The sequence below is a fragment of the Vibrio sp. 10N.222.48.A3 genome, from assembly GCF_041475345.1.
GTDB classification, from domain to species: Bacteria; Pseudomonadota; Gammaproteobacteria; order Enterobacterales; family Vibrionaceae; genus Vibrio; species Vibrio tasmaniensis_A.
This window is the reverse complement of sequence record NZ_JBFRVX010000397.1, coordinates 1-4,430: the sequence shown is the minus strand read 5'-3', so window position 1 is coordinate 4,430 and position 4,430 is coordinate 1. Positions and strand designations below refer to the sequence as shown.

Below are 4,430 nucleotides of genomic sequence, written 5' to 3'. Positions count from 1 at the left end.
TTTTCATAGTGTTAGCCGTCGGCGCAGTTTTATTTTATTTCAATGTTATAGCTGCTGGAGACAGTAAATTATTGGCTGCATTCAGTTTAATGGTATCGCCCAATATGATGTTGTGGGCGGTTAATGTGATTTTATTTGCAGGTGGAACCCTAGCGATTACTCAGTGGGTATTAGGAAAAACAACCGGTAATTCTGAGTGGACAAACAGAGGTGTTCCTTATGGGGTGCCTATTTGTTTAGGAAGCCTACTAGGTATAGCTGCATCGTTATAGGTGAATCATGAACTCCAAAATCATTCTTGGCTTAGCGTTCCTCGCTATATCTATAGGCCTCTATGGTGTGGTGAATGTACCGATGGATACTTTCCCCATTCAGCCTGAAGAACCAATTATAGAAGTGACTTTTAAGGTATGGAAACTCACTCACCCGACAGTGAAAGGTCAGCAGCTGAAGCGTAGCGACTTCGTTATAGAGTACTTGCCTGAAGCTCGTGCAGCGCTATTGGGAATCGATCGAAACATTGAGTTAGATTGGAATGCTCCTCAATTCGCAGTGCATGACATTGCCGCATATGAGCTGGTGGACTCGAATATGTTGACATCTCCCGGAGACAGTCAGTACTTACAGGCGGTGATCCGCCCTGGATTTGTTCCTTATAACGTTACGGTACCGGGAAGAGATGTATTAGGTGGCACCATCGCAGTCGGAGATTTAGTCGACATATCTGTTCTTTCAACGCCGGATCAGAACTTATCAAGTGAGGATACGGTGTCAGATATCCAACATCTCACTATGGTGCCATTACTGGCTCAAATACCGGTTTTGGACATGGTGACGTCAGAAAAAGCAGTGAGCACGTTAACGTTGGAAAAAGAGACTCAGGTGACATTGATCTTACAAGTGACGAATCAACAACTGGCACAACTCACGGTGGCACAGCGGATTGCAGAAGTGGCCGTGCATAAATCATTGGGTAAGGAATTTTCTGATGATCTAGAAGCTGATTCTTCAGACATCATTCCAAGCAGTGGCGGCACTGGTGGAATTCGTGAATACCGTTTTGAGTAGGGCGTTAACCATGAAAACAACAATGTTGACTTTAGTATTGGTTCTGCTGCTTCCATTCGAGGTTTTGGCTCAAGGCTCGACTAATTTAGCTCAGGGAGAAGCTAAAACCTTTTCGATTCGAGGGGAAATCGCTTCTGTTTTTATCTCAGGGAAGAATATTGCAGATTACCAAGTGATTGATAGTAATAAGGTCGTGGTGTTTGGGAAGAATATAGGATCTGCCTCGTTTATCGCATTTGATGCGAAAGGACGTGAATTATTTAACCGCTTATTGTTGGTGAATAAAAGTTATCGCGAAATAGAGCAACAAATTGATGTGTTATTTCCCGATGCGGAAGTGTTTGTAGCAGGCATCGGTGAGAACGTTGTTCTGAGTGGTGTCGTCGCTAATGAACAGGAAAAGGATAACATTCACCAGTTGGTGGGTGAGCTTTTGGGGAAAACAGCGAACTCAACCTCTTTTCAAATGAGTGATGAAGAGAGTGACGACATTGATGTGGGTTTTATGACTCAACTTAATTACGCAGGCGTCGTGAATAATATCGAAATATCAGCGACTAAGCAGGTGAACGTTAAGTTGACCATTGCAGAGGTATCGCACTCTTTTATGCAAGACTTCGGCATCAAGATGGGCAGCAATGGTACGCCCGGCATATTTGTGGATCAACTTTCTCATTTTAGTGCTAGCGATATTGTCTCTGTTATTTCAGCTTTAGGTACCGATAGCGTTGGTCAAGTTCTAGCAGAACCTAATTTGTCGGTGATTTCAGGTGAGAAAGCGAGTTTCTTAGTGGGTGGAGAACTGCCCGTTGTGACGGTTATAGATGGTGCAACCAACGTTGAATATAAGGAATTCGGTGTGCGACTGGAATTACTGGCTAAGGTGCTTCGAGATGACAAAATTAAGCTAGCACTGACACCAGAGGTTAGCTCCCTAGATGGTAGTTACAGCAGTGACAACTTTGATTTACCAGCATTAAGAACACGACGCGCCCAGACAACCGTGGAACTGGGGGATGGACAAAGCTTCGTTCTTGGTGGGTTGCTTAACAGTGAAGAGAAAGAGTCACTGACTCGAATTCCCTACATTGGTGATATACCTATTATCGGTGCTTTGTTTCGCCATACAGGAACCGAACGTAGTAAAACTGAGTTAGTCATTGTAGCGACCGTTAATTTAGTTCAACCAGTCAAAGCGGAGCAGATCCAATTACCGACGATGAAAAAGACTAGCACGCTCAAGCGCTTTTTTGGACTAGGCAGTGGCTATGAACAATCACAACAAAAGTGGGCTGATGAAGTTTTGTCTGCTGGAGGGTTTAGCCAATGAAATCAATGATGGTTACTTTGTTTACCGCCGTCATTATTACAGGGTGTGTTGACCGTATATCGGAGCCTCGCGGAACGGAAGTTGAAGTTTTTCCTGTGACTTATCAGCTTAAACTTCGCTCTGACCAACCCCAGTTGGTGACCAGAAAAGTGAGTGAGTTTATCTTGGGTTACCCTAAAAATGTAAAGGTGGCGCAATGGAAAATACGCACCAAAGGGAGCGGGAATCAGGCGCTTTATAAAGAGGTTGTGAGCCAGTTAATCCAAGCTGGTGTGATGTCGAGTCAGATTGAATACAGTCAAATAGGTTATAGCCCAAATGAGCATAACTCAAACGCATCAGATCCGTTACCACTAGAGAGTCGCTTTGACTTAAGTCTTTCAGTCACAACATATAAGACCAAACTAGAAATTTGCCACCAGGAACGGGTCGGCGAGTATGGGAATGGAAGCTTAGGGTGCAATGTGGACACGAGCCGTTGGCAGTCAATGGTCAACCCGCACAAAGCAATCTAATTACTAACTGTTAGAGAATTTCAGATGTTTGATTTAGTGAATAAACTAAACAGTGCGGAACCTAAAAAATCGGAGAAACAGAATCGTTGTGCGATGCTTTTCCAAACCGAGATATGCCGCGACTTCATCCAAAAATCGTTCAGATTTGAAGGGTTGAATGAGCCTAGCTCGTTCGCCAGCCAAGACACAAATGTGACTAGATTAGAGCAATACCCAGATGTTGAAGTGGTATTTGTTGAATTAAATCAAAGCCAAGATATTGTCGCTGATGCTCAGTTATTGACTCATACCTTACCTCCTCATGTGTCAGTGATCATTATTGGCAGTGAAGATACCATATCCATCATTCGAGTCTTAAGACAGTTGGGTTTCTATTACTTGTTTTGGCCAGCGGGTGAAGCGGAAACGATCGATTTTTATCACAACGTTTCCCGTAACCACGCAGCACAACAAGGCGTGAGTACAAATCGTAAAGCCAAGCAAATAGCAGTCATGGGCGTGAAAGGTGGGGTCGGTACTTCACTAGTCGCGTGTGAGATATCTCGCCGTTTGGCCAAGCATCAAAATGCGAGTACTTTGCTAGTCGACTATACCTACACTGGCAGCAATATTGACGTGATGTTAGGGCTTAAGAAGTTTACTAAGCGCAGTGTTCAAAAAGGCACCCTTACTACAGGAGTGGATAATGATATCGCGACAAGCTTGGTACAAAATATTGAAAAAAATTTGTCACTTCTTGCGGTGGAATCAGATGAGTTTGGCCGTGATGAGTTATTCCAATACACCCAGTCTTTAAAGAAGCAGATGATTTCAAGTCATGCTTTTGTCGTGGAAGACTATTCTCACACTGCGACAACCAATGAAGAGTTTAGACAAGCGGTGGGGAAACTAGATGCTTTAGTCTTGGTATTTGATGCAACAGTATCGTCATTAAGAGAGCTGAATCGAATTCGTTCTGAAATCGATGTGCATTATCCCAACCTTGTCGTACTGACGGTAATGAACCGCTCTCGACCACATAACGCAGCGTCAATTAGTGAGGCGGATGTAGTTAAGTATTTTGGTCGAGAGGCAGACGCGAATTTAGTGTTTGATTTCAAAGCTAATCAATACCTACTTCAAGGTGAGCTGCTTAGTGAATCACGTTCTGAAATGAAATACGGACTGCAAACGTTAGTTGCCTTATTGATGGGAGAGAAAGTTGCGGAAAAAACAGCATTTTCATTCTTCCAGTGGTTAAAACGGTAAGGGGACGATATGGAACATGCACAGCGCATTTATTTACAACTGCGTAAGCAGATATTTGATGCACTTGATGCCAGTGTTATTGAAAGCTTACCGCGTCTAGAGTTAGAAGCTCAGTTAGCTAGCGCAGTTGATATGCTAGTGAGTCGAGATCAGTTATCTATTTCATCACTGGCAAAATCAGAATATGTCACCAGCATGGTACATGAGTTAGTTGGCCTCGGGCCTTTGCAGGTGTTGATGGATGATGACTCGATCACCGACATCATGAT

General features: G+C 43.6%; 4 protein-coding genes and 2 pseudogenes. All 6 read left to right on the top strand.

Annotated elements, in window-relative coordinates; translation table 11 throughout:
- Positions 1-272: pseudogene (locus AB4653_RS12435) on the top strand (prepilin peptidase); the annotation flags it as partial.
- A 7-nt stretch (positions 273-279) separates the two neighbouring features.
- Positions 280-1,068 carry an RcpC/CpaB family pilus assembly protein gene (locus AB4653_RS12430; RefSeq protein WP_009848144.1) on the top strand — a complete coding sequence of 263 codons (789 nt, stop codon included), beginning with the start codon at positions 280-282 and terminating at the stop codon, positions 1,066-1,068.
- Positions 1,069-1,078: 10 nt separating this feature from the next.
- Complete coding sequence (locus AB4653_RS12425) at positions 1,079-2,398, top strand: type II and III secretion system protein family protein (RefSeq protein WP_372104286.1); 1,320 nt, start codon at positions 1,079-1,081, stop codon at positions 2,396-2,398.
- Positions 2,395-2,913, top strand: coding sequence for a hypothetical protein (locus AB4653_RS12420; RefSeq protein WP_009848146.1), 519 nt, complete (start codon positions 2,395-2,397; stop codon positions 2,911-2,913). The genes AB4653_RS12425 and AB4653_RS12420 overlap by 4 nt, the downstream gene beginning before the upstream one ends.
- A gap of 24 nt (positions 2,914-2,937) precedes the next feature.
- Entirely contained in the window at positions 2,938-4,161 is a 1,224-nt protein-coding gene (locus AB4653_RS12415) for a P-loop NTPase (RefSeq protein ID WP_102258030.1), read from the top strand.
- Positions 4,162-4,170: 9 nt separating this feature from the next.
- Positions 4,171-4,430, top strand: a pseudogene (locus AB4653_RS12410) (CpaF family protein); the annotation flags it as partial.

Coding starts and splice junctions, on each gene's coding strand:
- AB4653_RS12430 (WP_009848144.1), top strand. CDS start 280: ATGAACTCCAAAATCATTCTTGGCTTAGCGTTCCTCGCTATATCTATA.
- AB4653_RS12425 (WP_372104286.1), top strand. CDS start 1,079: ATGAAAACAACAATGTTGACTTTAGTATTGGTTCTGCTGCTTCCATTC.
- AB4653_RS12420 (WP_009848146.1), top strand. CDS start 2,395: ATGAAATCAATGATGGTTACTTTGTTTACCGCCGTCATTATTACAGGG.
- AB4653_RS12415 (WP_102258030.1), top strand. CDS start 2,938: ATGTTTGATTTAGTGAATAAACTAAACAGTGCGGAACCTAAAAAATCG.